This window comes from Archangium lipolyticum, from assembly GCF_024623785.1.
GTDB lineage: Bacteria > Myxococcota > Myxococcia > Myxococcales > Myxococcaceae > Archangium > Archangium lipolyticum.
This window is the reverse complement of sequence record NZ_JANKBZ010000041.1, coordinates 1-18,713: the sequence shown is the minus strand read 5'-3', so window position 1 is coordinate 18,713 and position 18,713 is coordinate 1. Positions and strand designations below refer to the sequence as shown.

18 protein-coding genes are annotated in these 18,713 nt (G+C 69.7%); 8 read left to right on the top strand and 10 right to left on the bottom strand.

The window, feature by feature from the left end; genetic code table 11:
* Positions 1–65: 65 nt before the first annotated feature.
* Positions 66–953, bottom strand: a complete 888-nt coding sequence (locus NR810_RS46175; protein WP_257462084.1) for a 5'-3' exonuclease — start codon at positions 951–953, stop codon at positions 66–68.
* A gap of 127 nt (positions 954–1,080) precedes the next feature.
* On the opposite strand from NR810_RS46175, the gene NR810_RS46170 reads away from it, so the two are divergent.
* Complete coding sequence (locus NR810_RS46170) at positions 1,081–1,665, top strand: GNAT family N-acetyltransferase (protein ID WP_257462174.1); 585 nt, start codon at positions 1,081–1,083, stop codon at positions 1,663–1,665.
* Here NR810_RS46170 and NR810_RS46165 read toward each other — a convergent pair.
* Complete coding sequence (locus NR810_RS46165; RefSeq protein ID WP_257462083.1) at positions 1,628–5,227, bottom strand: PAS domain S-box protein; 3,600 nt, start codon at positions 5,225–5,227, stop codon at positions 1,628–1,630. The two genes, NR810_RS46170 and NR810_RS46165, sit on opposite strands and share 38 nt — an antisense overlap.
* 264 nt (positions 5,228–5,491) lie before the next feature.
* Here NR810_RS46165 and NR810_RS46160 point away from each other — a divergent pair, with 264 nt between their 5' ends.
* Positions 5,492–7,210, top strand: coding sequence for a trehalase family glycosidase (locus NR810_RS46160; RefSeq protein ID WP_257462082.1), 1,719 nt, complete (start codon positions 5,492–5,494; stop codon positions 7,208–7,210).
* Between the two features lie 31 nt (positions 7,211–7,241).
* Here the strand turns inward: NR810_RS46160 and NR810_RS46155 are convergent, their stop codons facing one another.
* Positions 7,242–7,856: a hypothetical protein gene (locus tag NR810_RS46155; RefSeq protein ID WP_257462081.1), complete on the bottom strand. Its 615-nt coding sequence runs from the start codon at positions 7,854–7,856 to the stop codon at positions 7,242–7,244.
* A 78-nt stretch (positions 7,857–7,934) separates the two neighbouring features.
* On the opposite strand from NR810_RS46155, the gene NR810_RS46150 reads away from it, so the two are divergent.
* The gene (locus NR810_RS46150) at positions 7,935–8,657 is read left to right on the top strand and encodes an SDR family NAD(P)-dependent oxidoreductase (protein WP_257462080.1); all 723 of its coding nucleotides are present in this window, start codon (positions 7,935–7,937) and stop codon (positions 8,655–8,657) included.
* On the opposite strand, the gene NR810_RS46145 is transcribed toward NR810_RS46150, so the two are convergent.
* The 3 genes from NR810_RS46145 to NR810_RS46135 form a co-directional block, all read right to left on the bottom strand.
* On the bottom strand, positions 8,654–9,400 hold the full coding sequence (locus tag NR810_RS46145; protein ID WP_257462079.1) for a DUF1338 domain-containing protein: 747 nt from the start codon (positions 9,398–9,400) through the stop codon (positions 8,654–8,656). The two genes, NR810_RS46150 and NR810_RS46145, sit on opposite strands and share 4 nt — an antisense overlap.
* A gap of 32 nt (positions 9,401–9,432) precedes the next feature.
* Entirely contained in the window at positions 9,433–10,176 is a 744-nt protein-coding gene (locus tag NR810_RS46140; RefSeq protein ID WP_257462078.1) for a carboxylesterase family protein, read from the bottom strand.
* A gap of 517 nt (positions 10,177–10,693) precedes the next feature.
* Entirely contained in the window at positions 10,694–10,948 is a 255-nt protein-coding gene (locus tag NR810_RS46135) for a GlsB/YeaQ/YmgE family stress response membrane protein (RefSeq protein WP_407653901.1), read from the bottom strand.
* 212 nt (positions 10,949–11,160) lie between these two features.
* Here NR810_RS46135 and NR810_RS46130 point away from each other — a divergent pair, with 212 nt between their 5' ends.
* Both NR810_RS46130 and NR810_RS46125 read left to right on the top strand, forming a co-directional pair.
* Complete coding sequence (locus NR810_RS46130; protein ID WP_257462077.1) at positions 11,161–11,517, top strand: phage tail protein; 357 nt, start codon at positions 11,161–11,163, stop codon at positions 11,515–11,517.
* 28 nt (positions 11,518–11,545) lie between these two features.
* Positions 11,546–12,049 (top strand): c-type cytochrome, encoded by a 504-nt coding sequence (locus NR810_RS46125; protein WP_257462076.1) that lies wholly within the window; start codon positions 11,546–11,548, stop codon positions 12,047–12,049.
* 18 nt (positions 12,050–12,067) lie between these two features.
* Here the strand turns inward: NR810_RS46125 and bioA are convergent, their stop codons facing one another.
* Positions 12,068–13,399 (bottom strand): adenosylmethionine--8-amino-7-oxononanoate transaminase, encoded by a 1,332-nt coding sequence (gene bioA, locus NR810_RS46120; protein ID WP_257462075.1) that lies wholly within the window; start codon positions 13,397–13,399, stop codon positions 12,068–12,070.
* An 89-nt stretch (positions 13,400–13,488) separates the two neighbouring features.
* Here bioA and NR810_RS46115 point away from each other — a divergent pair, with 89 nt between their 5' ends.
* Together NR810_RS46115 and NR810_RS46110 are read left to right on the top strand one after the other, a co-directional pair.
* On the top strand, positions 13,489–14,526 hold the full coding sequence (locus tag NR810_RS46115) for a PrsW family intramembrane metalloprotease (RefSeq protein WP_257462073.1): 1,038 nt from the start codon (positions 13,489–13,491) through the stop codon (positions 14,524–14,526).
* Positions 14,527–14,648: 122 nt separating this feature from the next.
* Positions 14,649–15,839 carry a GNAT family N-acetyltransferase gene (locus tag NR810_RS46110; protein WP_257462072.1) on the top strand — a complete coding sequence of 397 codons (1,191 nt, stop codon included), beginning with the start codon at positions 14,649–14,651 and terminating at the stop codon, positions 15,837–15,839.
* Here the strand turns inward: NR810_RS46110 and NR810_RS46105 are convergent.
* Both NR810_RS46105 and NR810_RS46100 read right to left on the bottom strand, forming a co-directional pair.
* Entirely contained in the window at positions 15,836–16,375 is a 540-nt protein-coding gene (locus tag NR810_RS46105; RefSeq protein WP_257462070.1) for a hypothetical protein, read from the bottom strand. The genes NR810_RS46110 and NR810_RS46105 overlap by 4 nt on opposite strands.
* A 39-nt stretch (positions 16,376–16,414) precedes the next feature.
* Positions 16,415–17,380 (bottom strand): hypothetical protein, encoded by a 966-nt coding sequence (locus NR810_RS46100; protein ID WP_257462069.1) that lies wholly within the window; start codon positions 17,378–17,380, stop codon positions 16,415–16,417.
* A 265-nt stretch (positions 17,381–17,645) separates the two neighbouring features.
* On the opposite strand from NR810_RS46100, the gene NR810_RS46095 reads away from it, so the two are divergent.
* Positions 17,646–18,332, top strand: a complete 687-nt coding sequence (locus NR810_RS46095; protein WP_257462068.1) for a suppressor of fused domain protein — start codon at positions 17,646–17,648, stop codon at positions 18,330–18,332.
* 67 nt (positions 18,333–18,399) lie between these two features.
* On the opposite strand, the gene NR810_RS46090 is transcribed toward NR810_RS46095, so the two are convergent.
* Positions 18,400–18,713, bottom strand: a 314-nt coding sequence (locus tag NR810_RS46090) for an IS4 family transposase (protein WP_306817904.1), incomplete at its 5' end; no start/stop codon positions are given.

Sequence of the window (18,713 nt, the reverse complement as noted above, 5' to 3'; positions counted from 1 at the left end):
TTCAACCCACTGGCCATGTGCGCCATTTCTGGGCGCCATGCAACCGCCGAGTGGGCCGGGAAACCTCAGGAGGCATCCGGAGCCCAGCGCTTGGGGCGGGTCTTCAGGGTGGTGAGCCCCAGCGAGTCGCACAGGGACAGGAAGCGAGCCCGGGGAACACCGGCCCAGGCGAGGTCCTCCAGGGACTCGGCGAGGGGCGCGTCCGTCACGAGGGTGGCGAGCTTGCGGTACAGCAGCGCGTCCTGGCGGTGCTCGCGCAGGGTGGCGGCGAGCTTCTCCGCGCCCCTCGGGCGAACGGTCCACGAGGCGGCGTCGGGGGGAATCGCCTCCAGGTGGCCGTAGGCGCAGAGCAATGCCGAAGCGCCCTTCTCTCCGAAGCCGGGCAGCCCGGGGATGCCGTCCGCGTCATCCCCCACGAGCGCCAGCAGGTCCGGCACGCTCGCCGGGGGCACACCGAGCTTCGCCCGCACCGCGTCCTCGTCCAGCTCCTTCTGCTGCTTGCGGTCCACCTGGACCACCTTGTGGCCACGCACGCACTGCCCCAGGTCCTTGTCCGGGGTGAGCAGCCGCACCTGCTCCACCCGTCCGGCCCAGCGAGCGGAGGCGGTGGCGAGGGCGTCATCCGCCTCGAAGTCCTTCATGGACCACACGGTGAGCCCGAGCGCCCGCGCGGCCTCCTCGGCCAGGTCGAACTGCGCGTGCAGCTCGGGGGGGACGCCCTCGTCGGACTTGTAGCCGGCGAAGAGGTCATTGCGGAACGAGCGGATGGGGTTGTCGAAGGCGAGCGCCACATGGGTCACCGCCTCCCCGGCGTCATGCAGCAGCGCGAGCATCGAGGAGACGAGCCCCACGGTGGCCTTCACGTCCCGGCCATCGGGCGAGGAGTGCCCGGGCCGGGGGGAGAAGTGGGCGCGGTAGAGCTCATAGGTACCGTCGACGAGGTGCAGGCGCATGAACGCTCTCCAATCCAATTCCGGGGCTCCAACCTCCACCAGTCAACGCGAGCGCTCGCGGCCTGTCGAGCCCGGCTTCACGGCGCACACGCGAGCCCCCGGTCCGCGCTACCCTCCGGACACCCTCATGCCCCTGGACAACCCGCCCGTCCTGCTCACCACCCGGCGTCTGAACCTGGCCATGCTGCCACCGGACGCCGCCGCGCGCGTGCTGGCCTACCACGAGGCCAACCGCGAGCACCTCGGCCCCGTCTCGCCCGCGCGTCCCGACAACTTCTTCACCCATACCTGGTGGCGCTCACGGCTGGCCCAGGACGCCGAGGACTGGCGGCGGGGTCTCGCCCTGCGCCTCTTCCTCCTGTCACGCGATGCGCCCCTCACCGCCGCGCCCGTCATCGGCAGCGTGTCCCTCACGGACATCCGCCGCGGCCCCCTCCAGTCCTGCGAGATGGGCTTCGGGCTCGACCTGGGCCACCAGGGCCAGGGATTGATGACCGAGGCGGTGCGCGCCGTGTGCGACTACGCCTTCGGGCCCATGGGCCTGCACCGCATCCAGGCCAACCACCTGCCGGAGAACCACCGCAGCGCCGCCGTGCTGCGCCGCCTCGGCTTCAGCGTCGAGGGCCTGGCGCGCGAGCTCGTCCTCATCCAGGACCGCTGGCGCGACCACGTCCTCACGGCGCTGGTGGCGCCTCGTACACCGGCAGGGTGAAGGAGAAGGTGCTGCCCCGGCCGGGCTGGCTCTCCACCTGGATGCGCCCGCCATGGGCCTCGACGATGCCCTTGGCGATGGGCAGCCCCAGCCCCGCGCCCTCGCGAGAACCCTTCGCCTGCCAGTAGCGGTCGAAGAGGTGGGGCAGGCTCTCCGGCGCGATGCCCGTCCCCGTGTCCCTGACTTGGAAGCGCACCATGCCCGCCTCGCGCCGGGCTCCCACGGTGATGAGCCCGCCCTCGGGCGTGTAGCGCAGCGCATTGCCGATGAGGTTGGAGAACACCTGCAACACCCGGCTCCGGTCCACCAGCACCAGCGGGAGCGCGCCCTCCACCTCGCGCTCCAGCCGCAGTCCCCGCGTCTCCGCCAGGGGCCGGTGCAGCTCGATGACCTCGTCCAGCAACCGGCGCGAGTCCTCCGGGTTGCGCTCCACCACCAGGCGCCCCGCTTCGATCCTCGCCACCTCCAGCAGGTCCTGGATGAGGCGGACGGCCCGGTCCGCCGAGCGCCGCATCAGCTCCGCCTGCTTGCGCCACGAGTTTCCCTCCGTGCCCGAGGGCAGGTGCTTGAGCAGATAGGTGGCGCCCAGGGAGATGACGTTGAGGGGGTTGCGCAGGTCGTGCGAGACGACGGCCAGCACATCGTCCCTCGCTTGCGTGGCCTGCTGGGACTCCATGTAGAGCCGGGCGTTGTCGATGGTGAGGGCGGCCCGCCCCACCAGCCCCTCGGCGAGCGAGAGGTCCGCCGGGCCGTAGCGCCGCTCCGACTCCGCGGTGGTGGCGAAGGTGATGGCGCCCAGCGTCCGCCCCCGCGCCACCAGGGGGACGATCATCAGCGAGCGCGGCGCCAGCGCGCGTTGCGTGGCGAAGTCCTCCTCGTCCTCGGCGGAGGCCCGCAGCCAGACCTCCGTCACCTCGGGGACGAGCTCCGGCTCGCCGGTGCGCAGCACGCTCTGCACGCCCACCACGGTGTGGCACCGGGGCCGCACCCACCCGATCCGGCGCAGCAGCGCCTCCTGCTCGGGCACCCTGTGCGCCATGGCCACCCGGTGCACCTCGTCTCCCTGCAACGTCCCCACCACGCAGTAGTCCGCCAGGCGCGGCACCACCAGCCGGGCCAGGCTCCGCAGCGTGGCCTCGTACTCCAGCGCGGCCACCAGCACCCGGCTGCTCTCGGAGAGGAACTGCTGCGACTCCTCGGCGCGCTTGCGGTCCGAGATGTCCCGCATGATGGTGGAGAACATCTCCAGTCCCCCCTCCGGCTCGCGGTGGGCGAGCAGCACCTGGGAGACGGGCAGCTCCCGCCCCTCCGGAGAGAGCAGCGCCGTCTCGCCCCTCCACATGCCCTCGCGCAGCGCGGTGGGCACGCCCTCGCCCAGCAGGCGCCGCGCGGCCCAGGTCGGGTGGGCCGAGGCGATGCTCCAGGCGCTGGCGTCCTGGTCGTCCGCCATTCCCACCATGCGCCGCCCGGCGCGGTTGAGGTAGAGCCCCCGCCCCTGCGCGTCCGTGCTGCCCACGAGGTCCGGAGTGGCCTCGATGATGGAGCTGAGCCGGCGGCGGGCCTCCTCCGCCCGTTTGCGTGCCGTCACCTCGCGCAGGTACACGGAGGCGCCCTCGCTGGAGGGGCTGGTGTGGCACTCGAACCAGGCCTCGAGCGAGGCGAGGTACATCTCGCACTCGGAAGCGCCATGGCCCTCCAGCACCCGGCCCACCCCGTGCAAGAGATCGCGCGCGCCTTCATCCGAGAACACCTCCCCCAGGCGCTGTCCCAGGAGCTGCTCGCGTGGCCGCCGCAGCACCTCGGCCGCCCGCTGGTTGGCGAAGGTGATGTGCTGCTCGCGGTCCAGGGCGACGAAGGCGTCGGTGATGCTCTCCAGGAGGTCCTCGATGCGCGCGCGCGCCACCTCGGCCACGGTCCGCGCCGCCTCCTCCCGGGCGAGCCGCAACGCCGCCTCCTCCGCCCGCTTGCGCTCCGTCACCTCGCGCATCACCGCCACCCAGTGCGTCCTCCCCCCCTCGTCCTCATCCTCCTTCACCGGCACCAGGGCATTCTCCGACCAGAAGGTGGAGCCGTCCTGGCGGTAGAGGAGCAGCTCCTCCCGGCAGGGCTCCTGCCGCTTCATCGACCCGATGAGGCGCTCGAGGGCAGCCGCGTCCGTCTCGGGCCCCACCAGCGCCATCGAGCTCCGCCGCTGGAGCTCCTCGAGGCTGAAACCCGTCATCCGGGAGAAGGCCTCGTTGGCATAGACGATGTCCCAGCGGCCTTCCTCTCTCCCTCGCGCCGGAACGAGGACGATCACGCCGTCATGGGCATTCACCACCATGGACTCGAAGAGGCGCAGCCGCTGCTCCGTGCGTTTGCGCTCGGTGATGTCCCGGAAGTAGATGGCGAGCCCCTCCTCCGAGGGATAGGCGTGGATCTCCACCCAGGTGTTGCGTGGTGGGTCGTGCTCCTCGAAGCGGACGGCCCGTCCCTCGGTGAGGGCGGTGCGGTACTCCCGCTCGGCGCGCGAGCCGATGAACCCCGGGAACACCTCCAGGATGGTGCGCCCGAGCATCTCCTCGCGTGAGCGGTGAGACAGCTCCTCGGCGCGGTGGTTGACATAGGTGAAGCGCCAGGCCCGGTCCAGGGCGACGAAGGCATCGGTGATGCTCTCCAGCATCCGGCGCACGCGCTGCTCGGCCGCCTCCGCCTCCACCCGCGCGGCCTGTTCGCGGATGAGCTGGCGCTCGCGGGCCTCGTGGCGCACCCGCGTGGAGATATCGGTGAAGGTGATGACCGCCCCGATGATGTGTTCACCCTGCCGGACGGGGCTGCTGCGGTACTCCACCGGGAAGCAGGTGCCATCGCGCCGCCAGAACACCTCGTCCACCGCGTGGTGGGTCTGCCCATCACGGAACGCGGCGTAGAGCACACACTCGGCCTCGGGGCTGGGCGTGCCGTCCTGGCGCGTATGGTGGATGAGCGCATGCAGGGACCTGCCGATGAGCTCCTCGGGCTTCCAGCCCAGCATGCGCGCCGCGGCCGGATTGACGAAGGTGGTGCGGCCCTCGAGATCCAGCCCGTAGATGCCTTCGTCCACGGACTCGAGGATGCGCTCGCCCACGTCACGCAGCAGTTGGAGCGCGCCCTGCTCCTCGGCGGACCGCAGGGAGACAGCGAACCCGGCCAGCCCGCCGCCCGTATCATGCAGGGCGGTGATCACCTGCAGTGCGAGGAAGCGGGTGCCATCGCTCCGCACGCGCCAGCCCTCCACCTCGATACGGCCTTTCAACCCGGCCTGACGCAGGTCCCTCGCCACCTGCTCCCACTCCTCGGGCGGATAGAGGGCGGAGAGGGGCTCGCCCAGGAGATCGGCCCTCGAATGACCGGTGAGCCGCTCCGCGCCCGGGCTCCACAGGGTGATGCGGCCCTTCAGGTCGAGACCGACGAGCGCGTCATCCCCCGCCTGCTCCACCATGAGCAGGGCCAACCCACCCCGGAGACCGAGCGCCTCCTTCGAGTGCGGCTCGTCTCTTGGCTCCTCCAACCCATCGGGAGCGCTGTGTGTGGTTGGCGGCAACCGTTCGGCCCTCCTCTCGGTCAGCCGTATCCCGCTCTCCCGCGCGCGGAAGGGAAGGGACGGGATTCAAGGATCTGGGCGCGAGCACCCCGGCTGCAACGAGGGCCCAGCCGGACGGTACCCGGCCAGCGCGTCGGAACAGGAACCTTGGGAGCGTTTGGAGACACGATGCACACACGGCCGGGAATGAACAGCTTCCCGCGAAACCTGGGATGGGAGGGGGACATGACGGGAACTCGACGGTCAGGAATGCCCGTATGGGTCATGGGTCTCGTGCTCGCGATGTCGGTGGCCACGAGCGCCGAAGCCAGGGAGGAGCCGCGGGGATACGGGGACGTCCTCGAGTACATCTCCCGGAGTTGGGACGTGCTGACGCGCTCCCAGAGCTCATGCGAGGTGGTGGTGGATCCCAAGCTCGGCGACCGCTCCGTGCTCTACCTGCCGATGAACCTGCCCGAGCCCGCGTCGGTCCAGGCCCTGCGCCAGAAGTGCCCCCAGGTACAGGTCCAACGTCTGCCGCAGGTCATCACCGGGCCGGGGCAGGTGGACGTGAGGAAGCTCCAGGCCCAGGGGTTGCTCTACCTGGAGCATCCGTACGTGGTGCCGGGCGGCCGGTTCAACGAGATGTATGGCTGGGACAGCTACTTCATCCTTCGAGGGCTGCTGCGCGACGGCCGATCGGAGCTGGCCCAGGGCATGGTGCGCAACTTCCTCTTCGAGGTCCAACACTACGGGTCGGTGCTCAATGCCAACCGCACCTACTACCTCACCCGCTCGCAACCGCCCTTCCTGTCCTCGATGGTGATGGCCGTGTACGACGAGGGGAAGCTCGGCGAGGCGGAGCGGCGCGCGTGGCTGGAGGAAGCCCTCCCCTACATGGTCCGCGACTACGAGATGTGGACGAGGGGCGCGCACCTGGCGGGCGACACGGGGCTGTCGCGCTACTTCGATCATGGCGAGGGTCCCGTGCCGGAGATCGCCGATGACAACCGCCACTACCGGGACACGGTCTGGTACTTCATGCAGCACCCGGAGGAGGGCAAGCCCTACATGAAGGAGGTGCCCGTGGGCACCAAGGCGGACTCCCCGGTGAACCCCGTGTTCACCACGCAGGTCTGTGAGCAGACGCCGGGAACGATCGCTGTCGAGTGTACGTCGCAGCAGGCCCACACCCTCACCGAGGATTTCTACAAGGGAGACCGGGCCATGAGGGAGTCGGGGTACGACGTCTCCTTCCGCTTCGGGCCCTACGGCGCGGGGACGCACCACTACGCCGCGGTGGACCTGAACAGCCTGCTCTACAAGACGGAGAAGGACCTCGAGCGCATCAGTACGCAGCTGGGCCGCACCGCCGACGCGAGCAGATGGCGGGAGCGGGCCGCCCAACGCAAGGAGCGGATGAACCGGTACATGTGGGACGCGAAGCGCGGGATGTACTTCGACTACGACTTCACGACGGGCCAGCGCTCGACCTACGAATACGCGACGACGTTCTACCCGCTCTGGGCGGAGCAGGCCTCGCCCGAGCAGGCTCGGGCGCTGCTGTCCAACCTCTCCCGCTTCGAGCAGCCCTGCGGCCTGGCGATGAGCCAGCGGAAGACGGGAGCCCAGTGGGACTTCCCCTTTGGATGGGCGCCCGCGCACCTCCTCTCCATCGAGGGCATGCGCCATTACGGCTACGACAAGGAGGCCGACCGGCTCTCGCGCAAGTACCTCGACCTGGTGGCCGGAGACTTCCGCCGCACGAGCAAGCTTCCAGGGGCGAAGACGGGGGTCATCCTGGAGAAGTACGACGTGGTGGCCTGCACCTCGGAGGTGGATGTGACGAAGGGGTACAGGGCGAACGTCGTTGGCTTCGGGTGGACCAACGGCGTCTTCCTGGAGCTGCTGCACGGGCTCCAGCAAGAGCCCGGGCACCACGAGAAACGCCAGGCCCGCCCTCCGGCGAGGGAGAGGCGGCCCTCTCCGAGCAGGGGACCCTGACCTGCCAGGAGGCCACGGGCCGGGACGGTCGTCAATCGGTGGTCATGAAGGGCCGAAGCCACCCGAGGAGGGGCTTCATGGAGCTGCCGATCATCAGACCCTGGGCGGGGACCACCCTGCCCTGCGTCACCAGCTTCATGTCCCGGATCCCCACCGCGCCCCGGAAGAACGCGACGTTCTCGCCATCCGTCAACACGAATTGAACGTACTGCGGCGCGCCGTCGATGAAGTACGCGCGCACGGCTCCCACGCCCAGCACGAACGTCGACGTGGTGCCATCGACATCGAGCAGGAGCGTCTCGTCACCCTGTACGGTCAACCATCCCTCGGCACCACTCCGCAGCTGACGGGTGATGAGCGCTATCAATCCCAAGACGACGCTGATCGAAAGCCACCCGAGTGTGGCCACGAACCAGAGGGGTGAGTCGCGGGGGACCAACTCCTGGGAGAAGATCGAGACGGCGACAACGGGCACCAACGCCACCATGGCGAGAACGACGAGCAGCACGCGGGCGCTCATGGGCCCTCGTAGGAGGGGGATGCGCCTGAGCTTCCAGTCCCGCCGCGACTCCACCACGGCCCACCAGCCCGTCAGCGCCATCACCGACACTCCGAGCACTTGCGTGACGAGGTGACGCGGCTCCATCTTGAACCCTTCCTCCGCGGCCGAGAGGACCCGCCCTAACATGAGTGGCCCTTCACGGAAAGTGGAGGGTGTTATGTCATGGTCATGAACACACCCAGGACAGCAGCGGTGATTGGAGCGGGCCCGGGACTGGGGGCGGCGCTGGCGCGCCGCTTCGCCCGGGAGGGATATGCCGTGGGCCTGTTCGCCCGGAGCGAGTCGAGCCTGCTCCCGGTGCGGCAGGAGCTCGAGAAGACAGGAGCACGTGCGGGCGTCTACGTGGCGGACGCGGCGGACGAGGCCTCGCTGCGGTCCGCCTTCGCCAGGATGCGCGCGGAGCTCGGCGCGCCAGAGGTCTGCATCTACAACGCGGGAACATTCGCGCAGGCGGGGCTCCTGGAGCTGACGCCGGAGCAGTTCGAATCCTCGTGGAGGATCGGCTGCATGGGCGGCTTCCTCACGGCGCGCGAGGTGGTGCCAGCGATGCTGGAGCGCGGGAGGGGCACGCTGCTGTTCACGGGAGCCACGGCCTCGCTTCGAGGCGCGGCGCGGTTCTCCGCGTTCGCGGTGGGGAAGTTCGGACTGAGGGCCCTGGCCCAATCGCTGGCGCGCGAGCTCGGACCGAAGGGCATCCACGTGGCCCACGTCGTCATCGATGGGATGATCGACACGCAGCGGGTGCGGAGCATGGTGCCGGGGCGCGAGACGTCGACGATGCTGTCACCGGACGCCATCGCGGAGACGTACTGGCAGCTGCACCGTCAGGACCCCTCCGCGTGGACGCAGGAGCTGGACGTGCGCCCCGCGACGGAGAAGTTCTAGCGCTTCGTCATATCGAAGAGCGCACGGGCCTGGGGGCCGAGGAAGCCATCGAAGCCGGGGGCGCGCTGGGCGATCTCGAAGTACGCATAGGGCCAGCCGCGCGTGCTCCCATCCTTGAGCCGGATGGAGACGGAGGCGGCGCGGGTGGCCGTCTGGCGGAGGGCACTGCCCGGCTCGCCTTCGATCTCGCTCTTCATGGGCACGCCGGCCTCGCGCATGCGCCGCTGCCACACCTCCACGTCGTCCACGGCGCCGGTGAAGTGGTTCACCTTGCGGCCGAAGGCGAGCAACCACGCGCCGTACTGGGACTCCTTCTCCAGCGCGAGCAGCGCCGGCTCGTCGGGCGGAGGCGGAGCGGAGAACCAGTCGGCGAGCGCCTCGATGGAGTCTGGGGGCGGAGGGTCGGCGAGGAGCGAGGAGAGGATGCGCTGGGCCTCGGGCGAGAGCTTGTCGGCGTGGAGCTCGGAGATGAAGACGCGGGGAAGCCCCTCCGGGTGGGACATATAGATGGCGGAGAGGTGCGTATCGGGGAAGGTGTACTGGCCTGCGGGCTTCCAGCCGAAGCGTTCGAAGACGCGGGAGAAGAGCGCGATGCCGCCATCGGGCCGGGCGAGGGAGCGGAGCGCGACGTGGTCGTTGCGGAAGCTTCCCCCGGAGAGCTGGACGAAGGTGCGCGCGTAGGGCACCTCGGCGGCGTAGCGTTCCCACAGCAGGTCCAGGAGGCGGATGGCGTCAGAGCTCATGCGCGCAGTCATAGCCGGAAGCCGGGCCGCCTTCACTTCCCGCGCCGCTGCGCGAAGAGCCAGGTGCTCACGGCCTCGTCGAGGTACACCGTGTCGAAGATTTCGTGCCCCAGGCCGGACAGCTCGGTGTAGCGCACGGTGGAGCTGCCCGCGCTCTTCAGCAGTTCCACCAGCGTGCGGCTCTCGGAGACGGAGGCCACGGTGTCCGCCTCTCCGTGCCACATCCACAAGGGCAGGCCCTTGAGCCGCGCCACCACCGAGCGATCCGTGTACCGGCCGGACACGGCCACCACCGCCGCGAAACGCTCGGGATACTTCGCCGCCAGTTGCACCGCGCCCCGCGCCCCCATCGACTGGCCGGTCAGGTACACCCGCTTCCGGTCACCGCCGTACTCGGCCAGGGTGTTCTCCAGGGCCTGGAGGGCGAAGTCGGCCACATCCCCACTCCAGTCCTTGTCCGGCGGGCACTGGGGCAGCACCAGCACGGCCGGGTAGCGCTCCGGGTGCACCCGCGCCGCCTCCGCCAGGCTCTGCGTCCTCGGCCGCATCCCATCCGTTCCCCGCGAGCCCGTTCCATGCAGCGCGAGGATGACCGGCCACGCCTGCCCCGGGCGATACCCCGGCGGCAGGTACACCGAATAAGGGTACGTCTCGCCATGCACGCTGAGCGTCTTCGCCACGAACGTGCCGGGCGTCCCACCCGCGGCCTGGGGTGGCGCCGCCTCCGGCACCCCCGCCAGCAGCCACGCCACCAGAGCCATCGTCACCGTGCCCATGGGCCACCTCGCATCCCGCACAGGTCCTGTCGTGGGACAGGGAAAAGCCCTTAGGGTAGCCCTCCCTCACAGGGGGCGGGACGTGCTCGGTATGCGGGGGATCGCCAAGGGTTGCGTTTCCATCACCCGGAGCTCTCATCCTCCGCTCAGGTGTGAAAACCAAGGCTGCGCACGTCCCCGGGTTGAACCTTGGAGGGGTTTCGCATCCCGAGGACGCGCGCAGTCTTCAGCCAGCCCGTGCCGCGGATTGCCTTGGAGGGGTTCCCCTGCGAGCACGGGCTGTATGGGTGGAACGCGTTGCGTCCACCCGAAATTCGCGGGCGGGCACATAAAGAAAAACCGGACGGAACGCCAGCCCCTGGCCCGCAAAGCCATCAGTCCCACTTGGGAGTGGCCATGAGTTCGCCTGATTCCAGCTGGACTGCGCCTTCAGCCTACACCCTGGAGGGGTGTGTGCCTATCAAATTGTACGGTTTGTACGGTGGCGCCTACCGGGGAGTGAGAACACCCGCCCCCGTCAGCGTCGGCTCGACATCATCCGGCCCAGCATCAACAGCACGATGGCGCCGAGGATGGAGCCGATGAAGGTGGTGGGCCTCAGCACGCGCCAGTTGCCTCCCCAGATGATCGAGGCGAGGAAGCCGCCCATGAACGACCCGGCGATGCCCAACAGCGTGGTCCCGATGAGGCCCATGCTCTGCCGGCCGGGCATGAGGGCGCGGGCGATCAGCCCCGCCAGGAAACCGAAGACAATCGTCGTACACAGGCTGATCACTTCATCCTCCACTCGTGCTGCGTGTGACGCCAGTCTGCATGAACTACGCGCCCTGGCGAACTCCATTGCACCGGAGGGCGCGGAGCGCCGAGAACGAGCCCGGAGCCCCGGCGCTATGAAGCCGTTCACACCTTTGGCGTGAAATCGTTCGTACTCCGCGCCGGGGGGACATGGTCGTCTTGGGTGCCGAAAGTCCCGAGAGCATCGCCATGTCAGAGCCCTTCATTGGCGAGGTCCGCATGTTCGCCGGCAGCTTCGCGCCCCGCGGTTGGGCGCTGTGCGATGGCCGGCTCCTGTCGATCTCGCAGCACTCCGCCCTCTTCTCCGTCCTGGGAACCTCCTACGGGGGTGACGGCATGACCACCTTCGCGCTGCCGGATCTCCGGGGCCGCGTGCCGCTCCACCCCGGCTCGGGACCCGGCCTGACGCTCCAGGGCACGCCCCACACCGACTGGGATCAGCGCGCCCGCGACCCCGCGAAGGACCGCCGGACCAACGACCTGCAGCCGTATACACCGGTGAACTTCATCATCGCGATCGAAGGGTCCTTCCCCGCTCGCGGCTAGCGTCTCCCGTGCTAGAGAGCCAGCTCGCATGGGCACCCGATCGAACCGCACGCTCTCCTCCCGCCTCCTGGCGCGCACCGCGCCCCTGTCGATGGCCCTGGCCCTCTTCGCCTGCTCGGACAAACCGGCGGACAAGACGCCTCCACCCCCGAGCGCGGCCTCCGTCTTCAAGGACGAGCCCCGCCAGCCGGAGTCGCCCTCCGTCCCCGCGCCTCCGACCACGGGCCCCACGGGCACCGCCGCCGCGCCCCAGGGCAACCCGCCTCCGGCCGACGCCGCCCGGACCCCCGAGCAGCTCTTCGCCAACCTGGGTTGCCGGGCCTGTCATGGCCCGGGCAGCGCCTTCGTCTCCGCCCTCGCCAATGCGCGCACCAAGGAGCCCGAGGTGATCGCCATGTGGATCCTCGATCCCCAGAAGGTCCGCCCGGGAACGATGATGCCCAGCTTCGCCGGCCGCATCACCACCCAGGAGGCGATCTCTCTCGCCAAATGGATCAAGGCCGGCAACCCACCGCCCCCCTCCGAGCAGTAGCGCGGCCCGCGGCCAGGACTACCCGGCCGCCACCTCGCGCAGGCTCGCCTCCACACCGGCGAGCAGTTCGTCCAGCGCGGCGTCCGGGATGTTGAGCGCGGGCGCCACGTAGACCGTGTCCCCCAGCGGGCGCAGGTACAACCCGCGCCGCCGCGCCGCCTCGTACACGCGCCAGCCTCCTCGCGCCAGGTAGCCGCCGCCTCCCAGGTCCACCGCCCCCACCATGCCGATGGCCCGGGGGTTCTTCACCCCGGGAATCGTCCCGGCCATGCGCTCGAAGGCCGCCTTCACCTTCGGCGCCTTGCGCGCCACCTGCCCCAGCACGTCCTCGTCCCGGTACACCGCCAGCACCTCGCGCGCCACCGCCGCCCCCAACGGGTTCCCGCAGTACGAGTGCCCGTAGTACAGCGCCCGCTCACTGCCTCCGCCGAAGCCCGCGAACACCCGCTCGGTGGCCAGCGTCACCGCGAAGGGCATCAGTCCTCCGGAGAGGGCCTTCGCCAGGCACAGCAGGTCCGGCACCACTCCCGCCAGGTCACACGCGAAGCGAGCCCCCGTGCGCCCCAGGCCCGTGAAGACCTCGTCGGCGATGAGGAAGGTGTCCACCGCCCGCGTGGCCTCGCGCACCGCGCGCACGAACCCGGGCTCGTACACGAGCATGCCCGCCGCGCCCTGAATCACCGGCTCGAGGATGACGGCGGCGATCTCCTCCGGGTGCTGGCGCAGCGTCGCCTCCACCTGCGCGAAGGCGCGCTCCCAGCCCGACGGCTCCGCCGGGGACGGCACGTGCACCACGTCGAAGAGCAGCGGCCCGAAGACATCGCGGAACACCTGCACCCCGCCCACGCTGGTGGCGCCGATCGTCTCGCCGTGGAAGGCCCCCGAGAGCGTGATGAAGCGCGTGCGCCGGGGGCGGCCATTCTGCGCCCAGTACTGCGCCGCCATCTTGATGGCCACCTCCACCGCCGTGCTCCCGTTGTCCGAGTAGAAGACCCGCGAGAGCCGCTGTTCCGCCGAGAGGTCCGCGCGCCCGGCACCCGGGGCCAGCGCGACCAGCTCCCGCGCCAGCAGCGCCGCCGGCTCGTGCGTCACGCCCGCGAGCGAGGTGTGCGGGAAGGTGCCGGCCTGCTCGGTGAGGGCCTTCACCAACCGGGGATGCCGGTGCCCCAGCGTGGACACCCACCAGGAGCCGTTGGCGTCCAGGTAGCGCGTGCCGTCCGCGTCGTGGAGGTACGGCCCCTCCGCTCGCACCACCACCAACGGGTCCGTCTTGGCGATGTACTCGTCCATCGCGGTGTACGGGTGCCACACGTGCCGCTTGTCCCACGCGACGATGTCCTGGCGATTCATTCCGGTTGCTCCTCCCGATGCGCGGCCCTCCCTACCACGGCCGCGCACGGAGGCCATGGGTGGCGGCCAGCTGCTAGGGTGTGTGCCTCATGAAGCCCATGATCCTCGGGGGGGCGACCATCGCTCCGGCCCTCGTCCTGCTCTGGTACATCTACTCGCGCGACCAGTTCCCCGAGCCACGCGCCCTGCGGTTGAAGACGTTCCTGCTCGGCCTGTTCTGCTGCTTCCCCTCGCTCATCGTGCGGGTGAGCTTCGAGCAGTCGTTCCCGGAGCTGACGACCCCGGGGATGTCGAGCACGGCCTGGTGGAGGGCCCTCCTCTCGCTGGCCATTCCCCAGGAGGTCCTCAAGTTCCTCCTGCTGTACCTCTATGCGCGGCGCCACCCCGCCTTCAACGAGCCCCTGGACGGTGTCATCTACGGCGCCACCGTCTCGCTCGGCTTCGCCACGCTGGAGAACATGACCTACGCGGGCGAGTTCAACATGGACATCGCGGTGCTGCGCGCCCTCCTCGCGGTACCGGGACAGGCCGCCTGTGGAGTGGTGATGGGCGCCTACATGGGCCGCGCGCACTTCACCCAGGATCCGCTCCAGAGCCTCTCGCTCCTGGCCAGGGGGCTGGGCGGTGCCATCCTCCTCAACGCCCTCTTCAATGCCGCGTTGCTCACGCACCAGACCTCGTTCGCCTTGCTGGCGATCGCCGTGAACGCCCTCGGCCTGTACCTGGCCTGGAGGCTCTTCAAGGCACTCCGGGAGGAGCAGGACCGGCTCTTCCATGTGCTGAAGCTCCGGGAGTGGAGGCAGTCCGCGGATGACAGGGCCGGCCCGCCCTCCGCGCCGGAGCCGGAGATCGCCTGGGCCGTGGTCCCACGCGAGCCACCTCGCGAGCTCTCCTGGTGGGCCCTGACCAAGCTCGTCCTGGGAGGAGTGGGGCTCAGCTTCTGCGGACTGTTCTGGCTCGCCACACTCCAGCTCTTCCGCGACGAATTCCAGCGAAAAGGCCTCGCCGACGCGCTCATCACGACGCTCTTCGCCGTGCTCATCCTCGACCTGGTTCCCACCTGGCTGTCCTGGGCGCTGTTCCGCTCGGGGCTGCGCGGCCCCTTCGTGCCCGCGACCGTGTCGTGAACAGGAAGCCCCGGGGAAATTCCCCAGGGCTTCCAGGTGCTTACAGCCCCCGCCCCTGCCCGCCCGGCAAGGGAGGAGGGACGGACGGCGAGCGTGCGGCCCCCGCGTTAAGAAGCTTCCCCGTGGCCGCCGACGCTCCCCTCCGCATCCGAATGCTCGAGTCCATCACCGACGTCCCCGCCTCCGCCTGGGACGCCCTCGTGGGACCCGATGCTCCTCCCTTCATCCGCCATGCGTGGCTCTCCGCCATGGAAGAGAGTGGCAGCGCCCAGCCGGAGACGGGCTGGGAGCCCCAGCACCTGACGATCTGGCGCGGGAAGAACCTCGTCGCCGCCTCGCCCGCCTATCGCAAGAACCACAGCATGGGCGAGTACATCTATGACTTCTCCTGGGCCAGCGCCGCCGAGCGGCTCGGCATCGAGTACTACCCCAAGCTCGTCGTCGGCGCCCCGCTCTCCCCCGCCACCAGCCCGCGCTTCCTCATCGCTCCCGGTGAGGACGTCCCCACCCTCCGCCTCGCGCTGATTCAAGCCGCCCTCGAGAGCGCCCGCGAGGGAGGTTGCTCCTCCGTCCACTTCCTCTATCCCCGCGAGGACGAGGCGGAGCTGCTCGAGCAGCAGGGACTGGCCCGCCGCATCACCCTCCAGTTCCACTGGAAGAACCCGGGCTACCGCAACTACGACGACTACCTGGCCCGCTTCGACTCCAAGCGCCGCTCCCAGCTCAAGCGCGAGCGCGGTGCCGCCGCCAACCAGGGCATCCTCATCCGCACCGTGCGAGGCCAGGAGCTGGGCCCCGAGCACGCCCGGCGCGCCTTCCGCTTCTACGAGGCCACCTGCGAGAGCCGCGGGCCCTGGGGCCAGGTGCAGCTCACCGAGGACTTCTTCGTGCGGGCCTTCCGCTCACTGCCGGAGACCGTGGAGCTGGTGCAGGCCGAGCACAAGGGCAAGGTCATCGCGGGCGCCTTCAATCTCGCCACCCCCGAGCGCCTCTATGGCCGCTACTGGGGCTGCTTCGAGGAGCACCCGTTCCTGCACTTCCACGTGTGTCTGTACCACTCGGTGGACGAGTGCATCCAGGCGGGCCGCAAGGTGTTCGAGCCCGGCGCGGGCGGTGAGCACAAGATCGCCCGGGGCTTCGAGCCCACCGCGGTGCACAGCGCCCACCTGCTCTTCGACAAGACGCTCGACAGGGCCGTGCGCGACTTCCTCCGCCGCGAGCACGCCCACCTCCAGCCCGCCATCGAGCAGGCCGAGGATCTCGCCGGCCTCAAGCCCTGGCCCCTCCCGGGTCAGGGCCGCGCCACCGGTTAGTAGCGCACGTCCAGGCTCGGCAGCAGCAGCCTCGACTCTCCCTGTGCGCGCAGCGACTGTCCCAGATCCAGGTGCACCACCGCGTGGCCCCGCTCGGCCAGGTACGCCACCGGCGACTCGAAGCGCAGCGGCGCCACCCGCGTGTCGATGACCCCTCCGCTCGCCGCGTCCTCGTAGCCGCCGAAGTCGTCGAACTCCACCTCCACCTTCACCCGGTCCACGCCCTCTGGCACCACGAAGCGGCCAACGAGGTACGCCTGCTCGGGATTCGTGAGGTCCATCGACTGGCGGGACTTGAGCCGCGTCGGCAGCGAATACCCCTCCATCGTGGTGACGGAGATGCTCCGCACCTGCACCAGCGCCGAGGCATAGCCCGGGTTGTTCACCCCCTTGAGGCGCAGCTCGAAGCGCTGGCCCTCGAGCTCCTCGGGGAAGTCCGGGCGCTGCCCCGGCGTCTCCTGCGTCCGGCCCGCCTCACCGCAGCTCGCGAGCACGAGCGCCACCGCGCCCATCGCCGACAGCATCAGCTTCTTCATGGTGTGTGTTCTCCTGGAAGGCGTGTGATGGAAACGGCCCTACGGACGGCCCGGCTCCGTCGGGTCCGCGGCGATGCTCGCGGCGTGTGCCGGCGTGGCCCGTCCCGCGTCGAAGCCCTGGGGCAACGGCTCGCGCGTCCCCGCCTCGTTCTGACGCCTCAGCTCCTTCATGAGGCGCTCGGCCCCCTCGTCACCCGCGCGCAGCGCCCTCAGGGCCTCGTCCAGCACCCGGCCCCGCTTCGCGCTGGCGCCGAAGAGCCGCTCGTTGCAGGAGGCCACCAGCGCCTCGCGCGCGAGCTCGAAGCGCCGCGTGTCCGCCTCGCTCCGGACTCCCCCGTTACGGTCCAGGCCAGGGCTCGCCCACAACAGTCCCAGCGCCTGCTCCAACGACTCCACCCGCGCCACGCCCAGCTCGAGGTATCCAAACCCGAGGCACTGCTGGAGCGCCTGCTCGTGCACCTTGAAGAAGCCCGCGTTGCGCGAAGGACCTCGCGCCGCCGACTCCGTGCAGTAGGGGTCCTCCGGCGGGCACGCCATCTCGCAGTCCACGAAGGGCTCGCAGCATGTGACGCGCGCGGCGCACTGCGTCTCTCCCAGCGCCCACTTCACCCGGAGCGCGCTGTCGAAGTTCCCATCCGCCCTGCCATCGCTCGCCGCCAGGGCCTGGCACGCATCGGGCGAGGCCAGCTTCAACTCGAAGGTGGCCTCTCCCGACCTTCCCACCCCGAGCGCCAGCGGCGTGGCGAACGGAGCGCCGAAGCCGTAGGGCGCCAGCAGCGGATCCTCCACGAGGTCCGCCACCGACTCCGCCTGGGGGTGGATGTTCTTCAGCGTGTAATGGAAGCGCAGCGTGGCCGGAAACTTCGTCACCCGCGGCACCTCGTCCTTCGGCCCGACCTCGCCCTGGACCTGGACGCGCTTTTCACAGGTGAACTCGTGGGCACTCGCGGCCCCAGTCACCCCCAGTACCGTGGCCATGGCCGCCGCCTTCCATCCCCTCAGCATGTCGCTCCTCCATGTGTGGACCCGAGCGCCCTGACTGCTCGCCGCGCCGTGCCCCTTCACGACCCATACCGGGCGGAGAACCCCCCACTTCGTCCACCGGCGGTCGCTTCGTGGGTACACCGAGCAACAGGGGTGCTCGCCTGCCTGCCCTCGGCTGGGAAACGGCGTACCCCCGGTGGGAAGGAGGTTGCCCACCCTGGAACCTGACACAACCCGGTGAATGGAAAGTGAATCGCGGGGAAACAACCCGTAGAGTCCACCCGCTATGAAAGCGCCTGAGACGGAAGCGGACTTTCTGCAGTGGTACGAGGACTGTTGGGCGGATCGGGACGAGGTGGAGTACCCCAAGCTCTTCGGGGCGATCAGCGAGGAGGTCTACACGCTGGAACAGAGTGGGGCCCTGGAGGCCTGGCTCGAGAGTGACCTGGCCGAGGTCAAGGAGTTGGACCCGAACTGGGGCGGCATGGGCGTGCGCGTGGCGCCGCCGAGCCCCGAGTACCCCTACTGGACGTACGTGACGAGCGGGCTGTCCAACCCCTTCACGGTGGTCCCGGGCCAGGAGATCGAACCCGGCGCTCCGAGCGGCCTCGGCTACGAGATGGTCATCCACTCGACCGAGGAGGCCCAGTGGCCCGTGCTCCGGCTGCTGGACATGATGGCCTACAACCTGGTGTGCATGCGGGCCTTCGCGATGGGGCACCGCTACCCGGTGGAGGGTACGCTGACGGGCGGTGAGACGAAGCTCAACGGCTTCGTCTTCGTGAAGGATCCGTCCCGCCCCGCGAACTTCCAGCTCGAGTCGGGGCAGGTGCAGCTGCTCACGCTCGTGGGCGTGACGAAGAACGAGATGGCCTTCGCCAAGTCCAACGGCATCGACCGGCTGATGGCCAAGCTGGTGGCCGCCGGCTCCGGCTACATCACCAACCCGGAGCGCGAGCAGGTGCAGCTGTAGTCGGCAACCTCCTTCCCCTCCCGTCGGGAGGGCCCACCCCTCTCCCTCTCCGGGAGCTGAGCATTAGTCACATTTTCAGGCCCAGCTCCTGGAGACGCTGGAGGTCATCGGCGATGATGGCCAGGGTCTTGAGACCACGGCCGATGGTGATTGAGCCGGGCGGACCTCCTGAGGACTTGGAGTAGCCGCCCAGGCGAGCAATCCACAAGACGGCCTGGGCGATGTTGGGCATGTCCTCACGGCGCAAGCCCTGCGTGTCGTAGCGCAGTTGCAGACCCCGAATCTCCCAGCGTGACAGCTCCACGTCCGCTGGTAGCTCCGGGGCCTCTCGGGCCAGGCGTTTGAGTCGCTCTATCCTCACGGCCACGCTGAAGAGCACGC